Annotated in this window: 28 protein-coding genes; 1 reads left to right on the top strand and 27 read right to left on the bottom strand. The window is 32.9% G+C overall.

Annotation, left to right across the window (positions count from 1 at the left end; genetic code table 11):
• From ykgO to rpsL, 27 genes are all read right to left on the bottom strand, one after another.
• Entirely contained in the window at positions 1–117 is a 117-nt protein-coding gene (gene ykgO, locus CX675_RS05730; protein WP_002987490.1) for a type B 50S ribosomal protein L36, read from the bottom strand.
• A gap of 10 nt (positions 118–127) precedes the next feature.
• Complete coding sequence (gene infA / locus CX675_RS05725; RefSeq protein ID WP_045968400.1) at positions 128–343, bottom strand: translation initiation factor IF-1; 216 nt, start codon at positions 341–343, stop codon at positions 128–130.
• Between the two features lie 10 nt (positions 344–353).
• Positions 354–1,697, bottom strand: coding sequence for a preprotein translocase subunit SecY (secY, locus tag CX675_RS05720; RefSeq protein WP_130734255.1), 1,344 nt, complete (start codon positions 1,695–1,697; stop codon positions 354–356).
• 13 nt (positions 1,698–1,710) lie between these two features.
• On the bottom strand, positions 1,711–2,163 hold the full coding sequence (gene rplO / locus CX675_RS05715) for a 50S ribosomal protein L15 (RefSeq protein WP_130734254.1): 453 nt from the start codon (positions 2,161–2,163) through the stop codon (positions 1,711–1,713).
• A gap of 11 nt (positions 2,164–2,174) precedes the next feature.
• Positions 2,175–2,357 carry a 50S ribosomal protein L30 gene (gene rpmD, locus CX675_RS05710; protein WP_130734253.1) on the bottom strand — a complete coding sequence of 61 codons (183 nt, stop codon included), beginning with the start codon at positions 2,355–2,357 and terminating at the stop codon, positions 2,175–2,177.
• A 14-nt stretch (positions 2,358–2,371) separates the two neighbouring features.
• Positions 2,372–2,896, bottom strand: coding sequence for a 30S ribosomal protein S5 (rpsE, locus tag CX675_RS05705; protein WP_130734252.1), 525 nt, complete (start codon positions 2,894–2,896; stop codon positions 2,372–2,374).
• Between the two features lie 6 nt (positions 2,897–2,902).
• A complete protein-coding gene (gene rplR / locus CX675_RS05700; protein ID WP_130734251.1) occupies positions 2,903–3,253 on the bottom strand; it encodes a 50S ribosomal protein L18 in 351 nt (116 codons plus the stop codon).
• Positions 3,254–3,264: 11 nt separating this feature from the next.
• Entirely contained in the window at positions 3,265–3,807 is a 543-nt protein-coding gene (gene rplF, locus CX675_RS05695; RefSeq protein WP_130734250.1) for a 50S ribosomal protein L6, read from the bottom strand.
• 16 nt (positions 3,808–3,823) lie between these two features.
• Positions 3,824–4,222, bottom strand: coding sequence for a 30S ribosomal protein S8 (gene rpsH, locus CX675_RS05690; RefSeq protein ID WP_130734249.1), 399 nt, complete (start codon positions 4,220–4,222; stop codon positions 3,824–3,826).
• A 104-nt stretch (positions 4,223–4,326) separates the two neighbouring features.
• Complete coding sequence (rpsN, locus tag CX675_RS05685) at positions 4,327–4,596, bottom strand: 30S ribosomal protein S14 (RefSeq protein ID WP_130734248.1); 270 nt, start codon at positions 4,594–4,596, stop codon at positions 4,327–4,329.
• Positions 4,597–4,599: 3 nt separating this feature from the next.
• Positions 4,600–5,151: a 50S ribosomal protein L5 gene (gene rplE / locus CX675_RS05680; protein WP_130734247.1), complete on the bottom strand. Its 552-nt coding sequence runs from the start codon at positions 5,149–5,151 to the stop codon at positions 4,600–4,602.
• A 2-nt stretch (positions 5,152–5,153) separates the two neighbouring features.
• Positions 5,154–5,468 carry a 50S ribosomal protein L24 gene (gene rplX, locus CX675_RS05675; protein ID WP_130734413.1) on the bottom strand — a complete coding sequence of 105 codons (315 nt, stop codon included), beginning with the start codon at positions 5,466–5,468 and terminating at the stop codon, positions 5,154–5,156.
• Positions 5,469–5,479: 11 nt separating this feature from the next.
• Complete coding sequence (gene rplN, locus CX675_RS05670) at positions 5,480–5,848, bottom strand: 50S ribosomal protein L14 (RefSeq protein WP_007803649.1); 369 nt, start codon at positions 5,846–5,848, stop codon at positions 5,480–5,482.
• Between the two features lie 3 nt (positions 5,849–5,851).
• Positions 5,852–6,109 carry a 30S ribosomal protein S17 gene (rpsQ, locus tag CX675_RS05665; protein WP_109568503.1) on the bottom strand — a complete coding sequence of 86 codons (258 nt, stop codon included), beginning with the start codon at positions 6,107–6,109 and terminating at the stop codon, positions 5,852–5,854.
• A gap of 17 nt (positions 6,110–6,126) precedes the next feature.
• Positions 6,127–6,318 (bottom strand): 50S ribosomal protein L29, encoded by a 192-nt coding sequence (gene rpmC / locus CX675_RS05660; protein WP_130734246.1) that lies wholly within the window; start codon positions 6,316–6,318, stop codon positions 6,127–6,129.
• Between the two features lie 12 nt (positions 6,319–6,330).
• The gene (rplP, locus tag CX675_RS05655; RefSeq protein ID WP_045968424.1) at positions 6,331–6,750 is read right to left on the bottom strand and encodes a 50S ribosomal protein L16; all 420 of its coding nucleotides are present in this window, start codon (positions 6,748–6,750) and stop codon (positions 6,331–6,333) included.
• 17 nt (positions 6,751–6,767) lie between these two features.
• Positions 6,768–7,496: a 30S ribosomal protein S3 gene (rpsC, locus tag CX675_RS05650; protein ID WP_130734245.1), complete on the bottom strand. Its 729-nt coding sequence runs from the start codon at positions 7,494–7,496 to the stop codon at positions 6,768–6,770.
• Between the two features lie 8 nt (positions 7,497–7,504).
• Entirely contained in the window at positions 7,505–7,915 is a 411-nt protein-coding gene (gene rplV / locus CX675_RS05645) for a 50S ribosomal protein L22 (RefSeq protein WP_130734244.1), read from the bottom strand.
• 9 nt (positions 7,916–7,924) lie between these two features.
• A complete protein-coding gene (gene rpsS / locus CX675_RS05640; RefSeq protein WP_045968430.1) occupies positions 7,925–8,203 on the bottom strand; it encodes a 30S ribosomal protein S19 in 279 nt (92 codons plus the stop codon).
• A gap of 10 nt (positions 8,204–8,213) precedes the next feature.
• Positions 8,214–9,038, bottom strand: coding sequence for a 50S ribosomal protein L2 (gene rplB, locus CX675_RS05635; protein ID WP_130734243.1), 825 nt, complete (start codon positions 9,036–9,038; stop codon positions 8,214–8,216).
• Between the two features lie 6 nt (positions 9,039–9,044).
• The gene (rplW, locus tag CX675_RS05630; protein WP_130734242.1) at positions 9,045–9,335 is read right to left on the bottom strand and encodes a 50S ribosomal protein L23; all 291 of its coding nucleotides are present in this window, start codon (positions 9,333–9,335) and stop codon (positions 9,045–9,047) included.
• An 8-nt stretch (positions 9,336–9,343) separates the two neighbouring features.
• Positions 9,344–9,973 (bottom strand): 50S ribosomal protein L4, encoded by a 630-nt coding sequence (gene rplD / locus CX675_RS05625; protein ID WP_130734241.1) that lies wholly within the window; start codon positions 9,971–9,973, stop codon positions 9,344–9,346.
• Positions 9,973–10,590, bottom strand: coding sequence for a 50S ribosomal protein L3 (rplC, locus tag CX675_RS05620; protein WP_130734240.1), 618 nt, complete (start codon positions 10,588–10,590; stop codon positions 9,973–9,975). The genes rplD and rplC overlap by 1 nt, the downstream gene beginning before the upstream one ends.
• A 221-nt stretch (positions 10,591–10,811) precedes the next feature.
• Positions 10,812–11,117 carry a 30S ribosomal protein S10 gene (gene rpsJ, locus CX675_RS05615; RefSeq protein ID WP_045968439.1) on the bottom strand — a complete coding sequence of 102 codons (306 nt, stop codon included), beginning with the start codon at positions 11,115–11,117 and terminating at the stop codon, positions 10,812–10,814.
• A gap of 11 nt (positions 11,118–11,128) precedes the next feature.
• Positions 11,129–13,285, bottom strand: coding sequence for an elongation factor G (fusA, locus tag CX675_RS05610; RefSeq protein ID WP_130734239.1), 2,157 nt, complete (start codon positions 13,283–13,285; stop codon positions 11,129–11,131).
• A gap of 17 nt (positions 13,286–13,302) precedes the next feature.
• Positions 13,303–13,779, bottom strand: a complete 477-nt coding sequence (gene rpsG, locus CX675_RS05605; RefSeq protein WP_130734238.1) for a 30S ribosomal protein S7 — start codon at positions 13,777–13,779, stop codon at positions 13,303–13,305.
• 23 nt (positions 13,780–13,802) lie between these two features.
• A complete protein-coding gene (rpsL, locus tag CX675_RS05600) occupies positions 13,803–14,210 on the bottom strand; it encodes a 30S ribosomal protein S12 (protein ID WP_045968445.1) in 408 nt (135 codons plus the stop codon).
• 226 nt (positions 14,211–14,436) lie between these two features.
• On the opposite strand from rpsL, the gene CX675_RS05595 reads away from it, so the two are divergent.
• Entirely contained in the window at positions 14,437–16,098 is a 1,662-nt protein-coding gene (locus CX675_RS05595) for a hypothetical protein (protein WP_130734237.1), read from the top strand.
• Positions 16,099–16,172 lie beyond the last annotated feature (74 nt).

Genomic DNA, 16,172 nt, shown 5'->3' with positions numbered 1-16,172 from the left:
TTATCCTTGTCTTTGTTTAAATCTAGGATTCTTTTTATTAATCACGTATAATCTTCCTTTTCTACGTACTATAATGCACTCGGCACTTCTCTTTTTTACTGATGCTCTTACTTTCATTTTACTAGCTTTAGTATCTATATGTAATTCTTGCTTTTGTTAAATCGTAAGGACTCATTTCAAGTTTTACCTTATCTCCTGGTAATAATTTTATATAATGCATACGCATTTTACCAGAAATATGAGCAATTACAACATGTCCATTTTCTAACTCTACACGAAACATAGCATTAGATAATGCTTCAACTATTGTTCCGTCTTGTTCTATTGCTGATTGTTTTGCCATAAAAAATAATTTAAGCTACTGCTTTTCTATTTTTACCTGTTTTCATCAATCCATCATAGTGTTTATTCAATAAATAAGAATTTATTTGTTGAATAGTATCAATTGCAACTCCTACCATAATTAACAAAGAAGTACCACCATAGAAATATCCCCAAGCTCCTTGAACCTTTAACAAACTTACGACTATAGCTGGGAACACAGCTATCAAAGCTAAAAATAAAGATCCAGGAAAAGTAATTAAAGACATTATCCTATCTAGGTAGTCGCCTGTTTCTACACCAGGTCTAATTCCTGGTATAAAACCACCACTTCTTTTTAAATCATCTGCCATTTTATTAGTTGGAACAGTAATTGCGGTGTAAAAATACGTAAAAATAACGATTAACAAAGCAAATACAATATTATAAACTAAACCAAATGGGTTATTAAACATACCAGCTAATGATTGAGCAGTATCAGATTGCGATAATCCTGATACAGCAGCAGGTATAAACATGATAGCTTGCGCAAATATAATAGGCATAACTCCAGAAGCGTTTAACTTTAAAGGTATAAACTGTCTAGATCCCATCATATCTTGTTCAAAATCTCCAGAAACAGTTCTTCTTGCGTATTGAACTGGAATTTTTCTTACAGCCATAACAAGTAATATACAAGCTATAATAATTATAAACCACAACACTATTTCAAGAACAATCATCATAATACCCCCATTTGCTTGTATTGTTCTAGAACTAATTTCTTGAATAAAAGCCTGAGGCATTCTTGCAATAATACCAACCATAATTAACAAAGAAATACCATTTCCAATACCTTTATCAGTAATTTTCTCTCCAAGCCACATAGCAAAAATTGTACCTGTAACAAGGATTAATACTGATGAAAAAAGGAAAGAAAAAGATGTAAATCCTAATAGAAAAGCATCCGCTGGTAAAGTTTTATATAAATTATAAATATACCCTGGACCTTGAACTAAAGTTATCAAGATAGTAAGCCATCTTGTAATTTGGTTGATTTTTTTTCTTCCACTTTCACCATCCTTTTGTAATTTTTGCAAATAAGGTATTGCAATACCCATTAACTGAACCACAATAGATGCCGAAATATATGGCATGATACCTAATGCAAATACAGAGGCCTGCGAAAACGCGCCCCCTGTAAATACATTGATTAACCATCCAATACCTTGATCAGTTTGATTAGTAAGATTTCCTAATTTAGTAGCATCAATACCAGGAAGTGTTACCTGAGCACCAAAACGGTACACTAATAACATTCCTAAAGTTAATAAAATTCTATTTTTTAACTCTTCTATTTTCCAAGCATTGACTAAAGAATCTATAAATTTCTTCATTTTACTAAAAGGATTATAAAGTTACAGCTTCTCCACCAGCAGCTTCAATAGCCGCTTTTGCAGTAGCAGTAAATTTGTGAGCACTTACTTTAAGTTTAGCTTTTAGCTCACCTCTACCTAAAATCTTTACTAAGCTATTTTTTGTAGCCAAACGACTATCAATCATTACTGATAAATCTAAAGTATCAGTAACAATACCATTATCCACTAAAGATTGAATAGTATCCAGATTGATACCTTGATATTCAACTCTATTAATATTTTTAAATCCAAACTTAGGCACACGTCTCTGAAGTGGCATTTGACCACCTTCAAAACCAATTTTCTTAGAATATCCAGAACGAGATTTTGCTCCTTTATGTCCTCTAGCGGCTGTTCCGCCTTTACCAGAACCTTCTCCTCTACCTACTCTTTTATTTTGGTTGTGAACTGAACCTTCAGCTGGTTGTAAGTTACTTAAATTCATAACGAATATTATTATTTAGTTTCTTCTACAGAAACTAAGTGTTTAACTTTATTTACCATTCCAAGGACTGCAGGACTTGCGTCATGCTCAACAACTTGTCCTAATTTTCTTAACCCTAAAGACAATAAAGTTCTTTTTTGAGTTTCAGGACAATTGATTTTGCTTTTAACTTGTTTTACTAAAATTTTTGCCATTTTTCCTTGAATTTTTAACTTTTAAATACTTTTTCTAAAGAAATACCTCTTTGTTTAGCAACAGTTAAAGCACTTCTCATTTGTAATAAAGCATCAAAAGTAGCTTTAACAACGTTATGAGGGTTTGAAGAACCTTGAGATTTCGACAATACATCATGCACTCCTACAGACTCTAATACCGCACGCACAGCACCACCAGCAATAACTCCAGTACCATGAGAAGCAGGCATTAAAAATACTCTAGCTCCACCAAATTTCCCTTTTTGTTCATGAGGCACAGTTGCACTGTTCAAAGGTATTCTAACTAAATTTTTCTTTGCATCTTCTACTGCTTTAGCAATAGCCTCAGAAACATCTTTAGATTTACCTAATCCGTGACCAACAACACCATTTTCATCGCCAACTACAACAATAGCTGAAAACCCAAATGCTCTACCTCCTTTAGTAACTTTTGTTACACGGTTTACACTAACCAAACGATCTTTTAATTCAAGACCACTTGGTTTTACTAGTTCTACGTTTTTATATTTTTGATACATAATTTCTTAGAATTTAAGTCCAGCTTCTCTAGCTCCTTCTGCTAATGATTTAACACGACCATGATATAAATATCCACCTCTATCAAAAGTGATAGTATTTATTCCAGCTTTAAGAGCTCTTTCAGCTACTAATTTCCCAACTGCATTTGCAGTTTCAACATTTGTACCTTTAGTTACTTCTTTATCACGAGAAGAAGCAGCAACTAGTGTAACACCGTTAACATCATCTATGATTTGAGCATAGATTTCTTTATTAGATCTAAATACAGAAAGTCTAGGTTGAGAAGCAGTTCCGCTTACAACTTTTCTAATTCTGAATTTTATTCTTTGTCTTCTTTCAGTTTTTGTTAATGACATAGTCTTAATTTTTAAGCTGATTTACCTGCTTTTCTTCTTAATACTTCACCTACAAACTTAATACCTTTTCCTTTATAAGGTTCTGGTTTACGGAAAGCTCTGATTTTAGCAGATACTTGGCCTAATAATTGTTTGTCAAATGATGATAATTTTACTATTGGATTTTTACCTTTTTCAGAGATGGTTTCAACTGTAACTTCAGGAACAATTTCCATAACAATGTTATGAGAAAACCCTACCGCTAAATCAAGTCTTTGTCCTTGATTTGATGCTCTGTACCCTACTCCTACAAGCTCTAATTGTTTAGTAAACCCTTCTGAAACCCCTACAATCATATTATTGATAAGAGCACGATAAAGTCCATGTTTCGCTCTCTCATTCTTTTGATCTGATGAACGCTCTACGATAACCTGGTTATCTTCAACTTTTACTGTAACATCAGAAAATTCCTGAGAAAGCTCGCCTAATTTTCCTTTAACTGTAATTACAGCATCTTTTACCTCTACGGTTACTCCTGCTGGAATTGCAACTGGATTTTTACCTATTCTTGACATTCCTTCGTCTTTAATATTAATATACGTAACAAATTACTTCTCCACCAACATTAAGCTGTTTAGCTTGTTTACCAGTCATAACACCTTTTGAAGTTGAAACTATTGCAACTCCTAAACCGTTTAAAATTCTAGGTAATTTAGTAGAGCCAGCATATTTACGTAAACCTGGTTTACTAATTCTTTGGATATCTTTGATAACAGACTCTTTCGTTTCTTTATCATACTTAAGTGCAATTTTGATTGTTCCTTGAACAGAACTATCATCAAATTTGTAACTTAAGATATACCCTTGATCGAATAAAATTTTTGTGATTTCTTTTTTCAAGTTAGAAGCTGGAATTTCAACAATCTTGTGATTCGCTCTAACAGCATTTCTAATTCTTGTAAGAAAATCTGCAATTGGATCTGTATACATATGTATAAATTTGCGGTTACGGTTTTCATAAGGTACTCACCAAATGAACCTGTAACCAATTAAAATTATTTTTTGGATTGCAAAAGTATAAAAAAATTGCGATATTACCAAGATGCTTTTTTAACACCTGGAATTAATCCTTGATTTGCCATTTCACGGAAAGTTACACGAGAAATTCCAAATTGACGCATATAACCTCTTGGTCTTCCAGTTAACTTACAACGATTGTGTAAACGAACAGGAGAAGCATTCTTTGGTAATTTTTGTAATGCCTCGTAATCTCCAGCTTCTTTTAAAGCTTTTCTTTTTTCAGCATATTTAGCTACTAAAGCTTCTCTTTTCGCCTCACGGGCTTTCATTGATTCTTTTGCCATGTCTTAATTCTTTTTAAAAGGTAAACCTAGTTCTGACAATAATGATTTTGCTTCTTTATCTGTATTAGCAGAAGTTACAAACGTAATATCAAAACCAGCAATTTTATTTACTTTATCAATATCAATTTCTGGGAAAATGATTTGTTCTAAAACCCCTAAGTTATAATTACCTCTACCGTCAAATCCAGTTGATTTAATACCACCAAAATCTCTTACACGAGGTAATGAAGAAGTAATTAGTCTATCTAAAAACTCATACATTCTTTCGCCACGTAAAGTTACTTTAGCACCAATCGGCATACCTTTTCTTAATTTAAAAGACGCGACATCCTTTTTAGAAATTGTAGCCACTGCTTTTTGACCAGTGATTTTTGTTATTTCTTCTACTGCATAGTCTACTAATTTTTTATCAGATACTGCAGCACCAACTCCACGGCTTACAACAATTTTCTCAAGTTTAGGAACTTGCATTACATTTTTGTAACCGAACTCTTCTCTAAGAGCAGCAATTATTCTACTCTTATATTCTTCTTTTAATCTAGGTATATAAGCCATTACTATAATACTTGATTAGATTTTTTTGAAACTCTTACTTTCTTATCTCCTTCAACTTTAAAACCTACCTTAGTAACTGATTTTGATTTCGGATCAATTAAAGATAAATTAGAAATATGAATAGGAGCTTCTTTCTTAACGATACCACCTTGAGGGTTTTTTGCACTTGGCTTTGTGTGTTTAGAAACCATGTTCACTCCTTCAACTACCGCTTTATTTTTGTCACGGATAACTCGTAACACAGTACCTTCTGAACCTTTGTGGTCACCAGCAATTACTTTTACTACGTCTCCTGATTTAATTTTTAGCTTTGCCATCATTTTTAGAATTAAAGCACCTCTGGTGCTAATGATACAATTTTCATGAATTGTTTTTCACGAAGTTCTCTTGCAACTGGACCAAAAACACGAGTTCCTCTCATTTCTCCTGCAGCGTTTAACAACACACATGCGTTATCGTCAAAACGGATGTAAGATCCATCAGCTCTTCTCACTTCTTTTTTAGTACGTACAACAACTGCAGTCGATACAGCTCCTTTTTTTACGTTTCCGTTAGGAGTTGCATCTTTAATTGAAACTACAATCTTATCTCCTACAGAGGCATAACGACGTTTCGTTCCTCCTAAAACACGAATAGTTAAAACTTCTTTAGCTCCCGTGTTATCTGCTACTTTTAATCTTGATTCTTGTTGTACCATGGTTTACTTAGCTCTTTCAATGATTTCAACTAATCTCCAACATTTAGATTTACTTAAAGGTCTTGTTTCCATGATCCTTACTGTATCTCCAATGTTACAGTCATTCGTTTCGTCGTGTGCAACATATTTTTTTGTTTTTAACACGAACTTACCGTATAAAGGGTGTTTTACTTTTCTAGTTTCAGAAACAACAATAGATTTCTCCATTTTGTTGCTAGTAACTACACCAACTCTTTCTTTTCTTAAATTTCTTTTTTCCATCTTTCAGCAGAATACAATTATTGTAACTCTCTTTTAGTTATTTCAGTTGCCACTCTAGCAACTTCTCTTCTAATAGTTCTAATTTGAAGAGGATTTTCAATAGGAGAAATAGTATGAGCAGTTTTTAGCTCACTGTATCTTCTCTTTAATTCACTAAGTCTTTGTTGTAACTCAGCTGCAGATAGATTATTTATCTCTGATTGTTTCATAATAATTTTTGATTATGCTTCGAAATCTCTAGCAACGACAAACTTAGTTTTAACTGGAAGTTTTTGAGCAGCAAGACGCAGCGCCTCTTTTGCAACTGATAGAGGAACTCCTCCAACTTCAAACATAATTCTTCCAGGTTTCACAACTGCAGCCCAATATTCAACTGCACCTTTACCTTTACCCATACGTACTTCAAGAGGTTTCTTAGTAATTGGCTTATCTGGGAAAATTTTAATCCATAATTGACCCTCTCTTTTCATAAAACGAGTTGCAGCAATACGTGCAGCTTCAATTTGACGAGAAGTAATAAAGGTTGAATCTAAAGATTTAATTCCAAACATTCCATTAGAAAGTTCGTGTCCTCTTTGAGAAACACCTTTCATTTTACCTTTCTGTACCTTGCGGTATTTTGTTCTTTTAGGCTGTAACATTTTTCTTTAGTTTAAAATTACTTTCTTTTGCGTGAATTACCGTTTGGCTTACCTTTTCCAGTAGATCCTGCAGATTTAGATTTTTGTTTATCCATACCTACTAACGGAGAAAGATCTCTTTTCCCGTAAACCTCTCCTTTCATTATCCATACTTTGATCCCCATTCTACCATAAGTAGTATGAGCTTCAGCTAATGCATAATCAATATCAGCTCTGAAAGTTGACAAAGGAATTCGACCATCTTTAAATCCTTCAGAACGTGCCATTTCAGCTCCGTTTAAACGACCAGAAATTAAAACTTTAATCCCTTCAGCATTCATTCTCATTGCAGCCGCAATCGCCATTTTGATAGCTCTTCTATAAGAAATTCTGCTTTCAATTTGACGAGCAATGCTGTTAGCTACTAAATAAGCATCTAACTCAGGACGTTTAATTTCAAAAATATTGATTTGAATTTCCTTGTCTGTAATTTTTTTAAGCTCTTCTTTTAACTTGTCTACCTCTTGACCACCTTTTCCGATTATGATACCAGGTCTAGCAGTAGTGATAGTAACGGTTACAAGTTTTAAAGTTCTTTCTATAATTACTTTAGATACACTCGCTTTTGATAAACGCGCATGGATATATTTTCTGATTTTAAAATCTTCAGCGATCTTATCACCATAATCATTTCCTCCATACCAGTTTGAGTCCCATCCTCTGATGATACCAAGTCTATTTCCGATTGGATTTGTCTTTTGTCCCATACTGTTTATTAATTGCTTTGTGTGTTATTGTTTGAACCCAACACGATTGTTACGTGATTTGAGCGTTTTCTAATTCTGTGTGCACGACCCTGTGGTGCTGGACGTAATCTTTTCAACATCATTCCACCATCCACTCTGATCTCTTTAACAAATAAGCCTGCTTCTTCTACACTAGTTTCAGTATTTTTCTGCTCAAAATTATTTATTGCAGATAACAATAACTTCTCTAATTTTCTTGAAGCTTCTTTACTATTAAATCTTAATATATTAAGAGCTAATTCTACTTTCTGACCTCTAACTAAATCTGCTACAATACGCATTTTTCTTGGTGAAGTAGGGCAGTTATTTAATTTAGCAAAAGCCACTTGTGACTTTGCCTCTTTAATCTGCTCTGCTCTTTCTCTTTTACGAACTCCCATAGCTTCTTATTATTTTTTACCTTTATTTTTTGCACCAGCATGACCTCTAAAAGATCTAGTTGGCGAAAATTCCCCTAATTTATGCCCTACCATGTTTTCTGTTACGTAAACAGGTACAAATTGACGACCATTATGCACTGCAATAGTTTGACCAACAAAATCTGGAGTAATCATTGAAGCTCTAGACCAAGTCTTAATTACAGCTTTATTATCTTTCTCTATATTTTCTTGAACTTTTTTCTCTAATTTATAGTGAACATAAGGTCCTTTTTTTAATGAACGTGCCATGTGTATCTAATTATTTCTTTCTACGTTCTACAATATACTTATTACTTGGGTTAACCTTAGAACGAGTTCTATAACCCTTAGCAGGTAAACCTTTTCTTGAACGAGGATGTCCTCCTGACGAACGTCCTTCACCACCTCCCATTGGGTGATCAACTGGATTCATTGCAACAGGTCTTGTTCTTGGTCTTCTACCTAACCATCTAGATCTACCAGCTTTTCCAGAAACAACTAACTGATGATCAGAGTTTGACACAGCTCCGATTGTAGCCGAACAAGTCAATAAAATTAATCTTGTTTCTCCAGAAGGCATTTTTATAGTAGCATATTTTCCATCTCTTGCCATTAATTGAGCAAAAGTACCTGCAGAACGAGCAATAACAGCTCCTTGACCTGGTCTTAACTCGATACAAGAAATAACCGTTCCTAAAGGAATTTTACTTAAAGGTAAAGTATTTCCAATTTCTGGAGATGCATCTGGTCCAGAAACTACAGTTTGTCCAACTTGCAAACCATTTTGAGCAATAACATAAGTTTTAGCTCCATCAGCATATGCTAATAATGAAATAAAAGCTGAACGATTTGGATCATATTCTATAGTTTTAACAGTAGCTGGAACACCAACTTTTGTTCTTTTAAAATCTATAATACGATACTTTTGTTTATGACCACCACCTATATAACGCATGGTCATTTTTCCTTGACTATTTCTACCTCCAGAGTTTTTTTTCGGTGCGATTAAAGAACGCTCCGGCTTATCAGTTGTAATAGTGTCAAAGCTATTTACAACTCTAAAACGCTGACCTGGGGTAATAGGTTTTAATTTTCTAACTGACATTTTCTATTAGATATTAGTATAAAAATCTATTGTTTCTCCTTCTTGTACTTGAACAACTGCTTTTTTATAAGCATTAGTTTTTCCACTGATCAAACCACTTTTAGTGTACTTTACCGATCTATCAGCTCTATAGTTCATTGTATTAACACCAACAACATTCACTCCATATGCCGCTTCAACAGCATTTTTAATTTGAATTTTATTAGCTTTTTTATCAACTACAAAACCAAAACGGTTAAAAATCTCACCATCTTTAGTTATTTTTTCAGTTATAATAGGCTTAATAATGATACTCATAACCTTAATTATTTACTTAAATTATCTTCAATTCCGCTTAAAGCACCTTCTAAAACAACTAAATTATTAGCATTCAAAATACCATAAGTGCTTAATTCTGAAGAAGTTACTACTGATGACGTCTTTAAATTTCGTGACGACAAATATACATTTTTATTTGAATCACCCAACACAAATAAAGATTTTTTATTATCTAACCCTAAAGCTTTCAATACATTAATGAAATTTTTAGTATTTGGCGTTTCAAAATTAAAGTCTTCTAAAACTATTAAATTTGATTCTTTCGCTTTTAAAGAAAGAGCAGATTTTCTAGCCAATCTTTTCAAATTTTTATTCAATTTAAAAGAATAATTTCTTGGTCTAGGTCCAAAAACAGTACCTCCTCCTTTAAACAAAGGGTTTTTAGCACTACCTGCACGAGCCGTACCTGTTCCTTTTTGCTTTTTAATCTTACGAGTACTTCCAGTTACTTCAGCTCTTTCTTTAGACTTGTGCGTACCTTGTCTTTGATTTGCTAAATACTGTTTTACATCAAGATATACAGCATGATTATTTGGCTCTATTGCGAATACCGAATCAGAAAGTTGAACTTTTCTCCCAGTATCTTTTCCGTTGATATCTAATACTTTTACTTCCATTATTTCTGAATGATTACATAAGAGTTTTTATGTCCTGGAACACATCCTTTAACAACTAAAAGATTTTTATCAGCAACAACTTTTAAAACTTTAAGGTTTTGAACTGTAACATTCTCACCACCCATTCTACCAGCCATTCTCATTCCTTTAAATACTCTTGAAGGATAAGAAGATGCACCAACTGACCCAGGAGCTCTCAAACGGTTATGTTGACCATGAGTTGACTGACCAACACCACCAAAACCGTGGCGTTTTACAACTCCTTGAAAACCTTTACCTTTAGAAACACCTTGAACATCTACAAATTCTCCTTCATTAAACAAATCTACAGTTAGCACTTCTCCTAACTTGTATTCTTCTTCAAAGTACTTGAATTCAACAACTTTCTTCTTAGCAACAGTACCTGCTTTTTTGAAGTGACCTTCTTCAGCTTTTACAGAATGCTTTTCAGTTTTGTCATCGAAACCAAGCTGAAGAGCACTATACCCGTCAACCTCATTGGTTCTGACTTGGGTAATAACGCATGGACCCGCCTCTATAACAGTACAAGGAATATTTTTCCCGTTCTCATCAAAGATACTAGTCATGCCAATTTTTCTTCCGATTAACCCAGACATATAAAACTAATTAATTAATTAAACTATGATTACACTATATACATATATGTACACATCCTCATTTTGAGGGTGCAAATATATAATTATTTTTTAATTATCGCAAAAATAATTAGTTACCTTCTTTTTTTTCAAAAAAAGGCTAATTATGCTCATTAAAAAAACCGTAGCATTATTATAAACACTAACGGTCTTTTAAAATATTTTACTAGAAAATCAAAAACTTACACTTTAATTTCTACTTCAACTCCACTAGGTAATTCTAATTTCATTAAAGCGTCAATAGTTTTTGAAGATGAACTATAAATATCTAACAATCTCTTGTAAGAACTTAATTCAAATTGCTCTCTAGACTTCTTATTAACGTGCGGAGAACGTAAAACAGTAAAGATTTTTTTATTAGTAGGTAATGGAATTGGACCAGTCACTACAGCACCAGTACTTTTTACAGTCTTAACGATTTTTTCAGCAGATTTATCCACTAAATTATGATCGTATGATTTTAATTTTATTCTGATTTTTTGACTCATTTTCTTAAGAATTAAGCGTTACCTTTTGCTTTTTTAATTACTTCTTCCGAAATATTAGATGGCGTTTCAGCATAATGAGAAAACTCCATTGTAGATGTTGCTCTACCAGAAGACAAAGTTCTCAAAGTTGTAACATATCCAAACATTTCAGATAAAGGCACATCTGCTTTAATAGTTTTTGCACCTGATCTATCACCCATGTTATTTACTTGACCTCTTCTTCTATTTAAATCACCTACGATATCACCCATATTTTCCTCTGGAGTAATAACTTCGATCTTCATAATAGGTTCAAGAATAACAGCGCCAGCAGCTTTTGCCACTTCTTTATAACCTAATTTTGCTGCTAATTCAAAAGAAAGCGCATCAGAATCTACTGGGTGGAAAGATCCATCTAACAAAGTTACCTTTAAACTATCAACAGCATATCCAGCTAAAGGACCAGACTTCATAGCCTCTCTAAATCCTTTTTCAACTGCAGGAATATATTCTTTAGGCACGTTACCACCTTTAACTTCATTGATAAATTGTAATCCCATTGCTGGCTTACCATCAACTTCATCAGCAGGTTCTAATCTGAAAACGATATCACCAAATTTACCACGACCTCCAGATTGTTTTTTATAAACTTCTCTATGTTGCGCAGACTTAGTAAAAGCTTCCTTATACTCTACTTGCGGCTCCCCTTGATTAACCTCTACTTTAAACTCACGCTTCATACGATCTACCAGGATATCTAAGTGAAGCTCACCCATACCAGAAATAATTGTTTGACCAGAAGCCTCATCAGTTCTTACTGTAAACGTTGGATCTTCTTCAGCTAATTTCGCTAAAGCCATACCCATTTTATCAACATCTGCTTTCGTTTTTGGCTCAATCGCAATACCAATTACTGGATCAGGGAATTTCATTGACTCAAGAATAATTGGGTGTTTTTCATCACACATTGTATCTCCAGTCTTGATATCTTTAAATCCTACAGCAGCTCCAATATCTCCAGCTTCAATAAATTCAATTGGATTTTGTTTATTAGCATGCATTTGGTAAATACGAGAAATACGCTCTTTATTACCTGAACGAGTATTTAAGATATATGAACCCGCATCTAAACGTCCAGAATAAGCACGGAAAAAAGCTAAACGACCTACATAAGGATCTGTAGCAATTTTAAATGCAAGAGCAGCAAAAGGCTCTTTTGGATCAGGACGACGTAATATTTTCTTTTGATCTTCTTCTAACAAATCAGCATCATCAGGATGAATACCTTCAATACCTTCCTTATCTAAAGGAGATGGCAAATATTTACAAACAGCATCTAACATGAATTGAACTCCTTTATTTTTAAAAGAAGAACCAGCAATCATAGGAATGATAGCCATATCAATAGTTGCAGCACGTAAAGCTGTATTAATTTCTTCTTCAGTAATTGAATTTTCATCCTCCATATACTTATCTAAAAGATTTTCGTCATATGTAGCAATTTCTTCAATTAAGATAGAACGATACTTTTTAACATCATCTACCATATCTGCAGGAATATCAATAATATCAAAAGTAGCACCTTGAGTTTCATCATGCCATACTATAGCTTGATTCTTAACCAAATCCACCACTCCTCTAAAATCAGCTTCTTCACCAATTGGTAATGTAATCGCAACAGCATTAGATTTCAACATATCTTTTACCTGTTGACAAACAGCTAAAAAGTTAGAACCTTGACGATCCATCTTATTAACAAACCCCATACGAGGCACTCTATATTGATCTGCTAATCTCCAGTTAGTTTCAGACTGTGGCTCTACACCATCTACCGCACTAAATAAGAAAACCAAACCATCCAAAACACGTAAGGATCTATTTACCTCTACAGTAAAATCAACGTGTCCTGGAGTATCAATAATATTAAAGTGATATGCTTGAGAATCTGGTAGCAATTTCCCTTGTTGAGTTGGAAAATTCCACTCACAAGTTGTTGCAGCCGAAGTAATGGTAATACCTCTCTCTTGCTCTTGAGCCATCCAGTCCATTGTAGCAGCACCATCATGCACTTCTCCAATTTTATGTGATTTCCCTGTGTAAAAAAGAATACGCTCAGTTGTTGTTGTTTTACCAGCATCAATATGAGCCGCAATTCCTATATTTCTTGTAAATTTTAAATCTCTAGCCATTTCTATTATTTTATGAATTAAAATCTAAAGTGAGAGAAAGCTTTATTCGCTTCCGCCATTTTATGAGTATCCATTCTTTTCTTAACAGCAGCACCTTCTTCTTTAGCAGCAGCTAAAATTTCAGAAGCCAACTTACTAGCCATTGATTTTTCATTTCTTTTTCTTGCATATAAAATCATCCACTTCATAGAATAAGAAATTTTTCTGTCTGGACGAATTTGCATAGGAATTTGGAATGTAGCTCCACCCACTCTACGCGAACGCACTTCTACGTGAGGCATAACATTTGTTAATGCATCTTTCCATATTTCTAAAGCAGTTTTCTCTGCATCTTGCTTTTTAGTTTCTACAATATCTAATGCATCATAAAAAACTTTAAAAGCTGTTGATTTCTTACCATCCCACATTAAATTGTTTACGAAACGAGTTACTAACTGATCGTTAAACTTAGGATCTGGTAAAAGAGGTCTCTTTTTAGCCTGTCTTTTTCTCATGTCTTTTCTTTAAAAGATTTAAATTACTTTTTCTTTCCAGTTGTTGCAGCTGCTTGTCCTGGTTTTGGACGTTTCGCTCCATACTTAGATCTACGTTGTGTTCTACCTGCTACACCAGCAGTATCTAATGCACCACGAACGATGTGGTAACGTACACCTGGTAAATCTTTTACTCTTCCACCTCTAACTAATACTATCGAGTGCTCTTGTAGATTGTGTCCTTCTCCAGGAATGTAAGCATTTACCTCATTACCATTTGTTAAACGAACACGGGCAACTTTACGCATTGCCGAGTTTGGTTTTTTTGGCGTTGTAGTATAAACACGCGTACAAACCCCTCTTCTTTGAGGACAAGAATCTAAAGCAGCCGATTTACTCTTCTTAGTTATTTTGGCTCTTCCAGTTCTTACTAATTGTTGAATTGTTGGCATAATTGTTTATAAAATTACTAATATTAATCCCTCAACACTATTTAAGGGGGTGCAAATGTAATTATTATTTTTTACAAAACAAATCTAATTTATTTATTTTCAAGCTTATTAAATATTACTTAACCATTACTAAACATCACAATCACTAAATACCAAAATATTTAAAAAAAATAGAATACACATAAAGAATGAAATTTATTTTCCATTTTTGCGTTACTTTACACCAATGAAAAAAATAACAACCATATTGTTTTTATTTTACTTTTTGACATCAACAAGTCAAAACTTCTATTTAGAAATCAACGGAACAACCCCTACTGAATCAAAAACAATCGACAGTATTACTTACAAAAAAAAACACATTAATCTAGCGTCAATTATAGTTGAGAAAAAAAAGATTGATTCCATCTTAATTAAATCTGGATATTTAGAATTCATAACTAAAGAGGAAAAAAAAATAAATGACAGTACTTTTAATTTTCTTTATTATCTAGGAAAAAAGACAGTATTTGTAAAAATTTCAACATTAAACACTAACAAAGAAACCCTAAAACTTTTATCCCTTACAAACGACACATTAAAAATCCCTTTTCAAGAAACAGAACAATGGATAACAAACCAACTTAAAACACTTGAAACAAAAGGCTACCCATTAGCCAAAATCAAACTCATCAACCATAAAAAAAACTCTCATTATTTACTTTGCCAATTAGAGACAAAACTTAATAAACAAAGAAAGACAGATGAATTAGTTATACTTGGATATGACAATTTCCCAAAAAATATAAAAAAACACCTTAACAACTCCATAAAAAACAAAACATTCAACCAACAAGAAGTTTCAAAAATCTACAATCAACTCAACAACCTACCCTTTGTATCGCAAATAAAATACCCTGAAATACTATTTACTGAAAACAGCACAAAAATTTACGCTTATATCAACAAATCCAAACCAAATAAATTTGATGGTTTTATTGGCTTTGCAAATGACAATGAAGAAAAACTAGTCTTTAACGGCTACTTAGATCTTTTACTAGTTAATGCATTAAACTCAGGTGAAAAATTTAAGCTATTTTGGAAAAATAACGGCAACCAAGAAACCATGTTTAATCTAGAAACAGAATTACCTTATATTTTTAAGTCATCGTTTGGGATTCAGTCAGAATTAAACATTTTCAAACAAGACAGCACATTCCAAAATACAAAAATAGATTTAAATGCAGGTTACTATTTTTCATTTAATCAAAAAACATTTATAGGTTTTCAAAAAACCAGTTCAGTAGACATTCAAAACACAAACACCGAAAGCCTTCAAAATTTTGAGAATCAATTTTTCACCGTTACCTACAAATACTCAAAAAAAAACGAATCAAACCTATTCTTACCTGAAAAAACCAACATATCTATCAAAAGTGGCTTAGGACACAGAAATAATAACAACAATAAGAGTAAACAATTTTTTTCTCAATTCGAGATAAGCCATCTTATCGATTTAAATAAAAAAAATAAATTATTATTAAAAAACCACACTTATTACTTAAACAGCAACGATTACCTAACAAATGAACTATATCGATTTGGAGGCATCAATTCTATAAGAGGCTTTCGAGAAAACTCTCTTCAAGCTAATTTTTTTTCAGGGATAATGTCGGAATACAAATACTTAGTTACATCAAATTTATCTCTTCATACAATTTTAGACTATGGCTATACAGAAGACAAATCGATAAAGAAACAAAACAAGTTATTAGGAATTGGCGTTGGTTTTGAATTATTAACAAACAATGGTCTCTTTCATTTTATATATTCTAATGGAACCAACCAAAATCAAAACATTAAACTCTCCAATTCGATAATTCAAATTAGTTATAAAGCAATTTTTTAAGATTTATAATGTTAAATGTTAAAAAAAGATTAAATTTTATTAGGATTAGAAACTTTTTTTTTTGAATTTTGGGC

It is taken from the genome of Flavobacterium sp. J27 (assembly GCF_004303025.1).
Classification (GTDB): domain Bacteria; phylum Bacteroidota; class Bacteroidia; order Flavobacteriales; family Flavobacteriaceae; genus Flavobacterium.
Note: the sequence above shows the minus strand (reverse complement) of the source record. Positions and strands in the feature narration are given on the sequence as shown.

Excerpts from the sequence above, each read along its gene's own strand:
- rpsL (WP_045968445.1), bottom strand. The coding sequence starts at position 14,210 with ATGCCAACAATTCAACAATTAGTAAGAACTGGAAGAGCCAAAATAACT.
- rplC (WP_130734240.1), bottom strand. The coding sequence starts at position 10,590 with ATGTCTGGGTTAATCGGAAGAAAAATTGGCATGACTAGTATCTTTGAT.
- rplP (WP_045968424.1), bottom strand. The coding sequence starts at position 6,750 with ATGTTACAGCCTAAAAGAACAAAATACCGCAAGGTACAGAAAGGTAAA.
- rplX (WP_130734413.1), bottom strand. The coding sequence starts at position 5,468 with ATGGCAAAGCTAAAAATTAAATCAGGAGACGTAGTAAAAGTAATTGCT.
- rpsC (WP_130734245.1), bottom strand. The coding sequence starts at position 7,496 with ATGGGACAAAAGACAAATCCAATCGGAAATAGACTTGGTATCATCAGA.
- rpsS (WP_045968430.1), bottom strand. The coding sequence starts at position 8,203 with ATGGCACGTTCATTAAAAAAAGGACCTTATGTTCACTATAAATTAGAG.
- rplE (WP_130734247.1), bottom strand. The coding sequence starts at position 5,151 with ATGGCTTATATACCTAGATTAAAAGAAGAATATAAGAGTAGAATAATT.
- rplR (WP_130734251.1), bottom strand. The coding sequence starts at position 3,253 with ATGTCATTAACAAAAACTGAAAGAAGACAAAGAATAAAATTCAGAATT.
- rpsQ (WP_109568503.1), bottom strand. The coding sequence starts at position 6,109 with ATGGAAAAAAGAAATTTAAGAAAAGAAAGAGTTGGTGTAGTTACTAGC.
- rpsN (WP_130734248.1), bottom strand. The coding sequence starts at position 4,596 with ATGGCAAAAGAATCAATGAAAGCCCGTGAGGCGAAAAGAGAAGCTTTA.
- rpmC (WP_130734246.1), bottom strand. The coding sequence starts at position 6,318 with ATGAAACAATCAGAGATAAATAATCTATCTGCAGCTGAGTTACAACAA.
- rpsJ (WP_045968439.1), bottom strand. The coding sequence starts at position 11,117 with ATGAGTCAAAAAATCAGAATAAAATTAAAATCATACGATCATAATTTA.
- rplW (WP_130734242.1), bottom strand. The coding sequence starts at position 9,335 with ATGAGTATCATTATTAAGCCTATTATAACTGAAAAAATAACTAAAGAT.
- rpsH (WP_130734249.1), bottom strand. The coding sequence starts at position 4,222 with ATGTATACAGATCCAATTGCAGATTTTCTTACAAGAATTAGAAATGCT.
- CX675_RS05595 (WP_130734237.1), top strand. The coding sequence starts at position 14,437 with ATGAAAAAAATAACAACCATATTGTTTTTATTTTACTTTTTGACATCA.
- rplF (WP_130734250.1), bottom strand. The coding sequence starts at position 3,807 with ATGTCAAGAATAGGTAAAAATCCAGTTGCAATTCCAGCAGGAGTAACC.
- rplN (WP_007803649.1), bottom strand. The coding sequence starts at position 5,848 with ATGGTACAACAAGAATCAAGATTAAAAGTAGCAGATAACACGGGAGCT.
- fusA (WP_130734239.1), bottom strand. The coding sequence starts at position 13,285 with ATGGCTAGAGATTTAAAATTTACAAGAAATATAGGAATTGCGGCTCAT.
- secY (WP_130734255.1), bottom strand. The coding sequence starts at position 1,697 with ATGAAGAAATTTATAGATTCTTTAGTCAATGCTTGGAAAATAGAAGAG.
- rplD (WP_130734241.1), bottom strand. The coding sequence starts at position 9,973 with ATGGAAGTAAAAGTATTAGATATCAACGGAAAAGATACTGGGAGAAAA.
- rplO (WP_130734254.1), bottom strand. The coding sequence starts at position 2,163 with ATGAATTTAAGTAACTTACAACCAGCTGAAGGTTCAGTTCACAACCAA.
- rpsG (WP_130734238.1), bottom strand. The coding sequence starts at position 13,779 with ATGAGAAAAAGACAGGCTAAAAAGAGACCTCTTTTACCAGATCCTAAG.
- rplB (WP_130734243.1), bottom strand. The coding sequence starts at position 9,038 with ATGTCAGTTAGAAAATTAAAACCTATTACCCCAGGTCAGCGTTTTAGA.
- rplV (WP_130734244.1), bottom strand. The coding sequence starts at position 7,915 with ATGGGAGTTCGTAAAAGAGAAAGAGCAGAGCAGATTAAAGAGGCAAAG.
- infA (WP_045968400.1), bottom strand. The coding sequence starts at position 343 with ATGGCAAAACAATCAGCAATAGAACAAGACGGAACAATAGTTGAAGCA.
- ykgO (WP_002987490.1), bottom strand. The coding sequence starts at position 117 with ATGAAAGTAAGAGCATCAGTAAAAAAGAGAAGTGCCGAGTGCATTATA.
- rpmD (WP_130734253.1), bottom strand. The coding sequence starts at position 2,357 with ATGGCAAAAATTTTAGTAAAACAAGTTAAAAGCAAAATCAATTGTCCT.
- rpsE (WP_130734252.1), bottom strand. The coding sequence starts at position 2,896 with ATGTATCAAAAATATAAAAACGTAGAACTAGTAAAACCAAGTGGTCTT.